Below are 572 nucleotides of genomic sequence, written 5' to 3' on the forward strand. Positions count from 1 at the left end.
GTCTGCCGCAGCACCATCCGTCACGCCGGTATCGGTCTTATCATCCTTGCCTTCGGACCACTCATCCCAGTCCTCATCAATATCGTTCTTCTTGGCCTTCTGCTTGCGCCGGCGACGCACCAGCAGCACAATCACCACGATAATGACCACGGCGATCACGACGATGACCACATACACCAGCACCGGCAATCCCTGATTGGCGTTCTGGTCCATGTTCGGATCGGCCATGCCGGAATCATCCATCGGCTGCATATCGGTTACGGGTATGGTGAGCGGGAATTCCTTGGTCTTGGTCTGTCCGTCGGAATCCTCGTACGTGACTTTGAGCGTGGTCTTCAGCTCGCCTGACGCGTGCGGTGTGAAGGCGTAACCAATCGTGCCGGTGGTGCCGGAAGCCACATTGCCCACGTACTGGGTTTTCATCGTGGCATCGAAACCTTCGCCCTCCATCGTGGCCTCGACGTTGGCGATATCGCCTTTGCCCTTGTTCACATATTCCATCGTGACCGTGTTTTCCTGGCCGGCGATCACCTGGTCGGGCACTACGGGATCACTGATTTCGAACCGGTCAG

1 protein-coding gene is annotated in these 572 nt (G+C 57.3%); it reads right to left on the minus strand.

Features of this window, described 5'->3' with window-relative positions; translation table 11 throughout:
* The coding region (locus tag IE212_RS34590) for a COG1361 family protein (protein ID WP_373301482.1) at positions 1-558 on the minus strand (558 nt) is incomplete at its 3' end.
* Positions 559-572: the final 14 nt, after the last annotated feature.

Source organism: Streptomyces djakartensis, assembly GCF_014651075.1.
In the GTDB taxonomy this organism is placed as follows: Bacteria; Actinomycetota; Actinomycetes; order Streptomycetales; family Streptomycetaceae; genus Streptomyces; species Streptomyces djakartensis.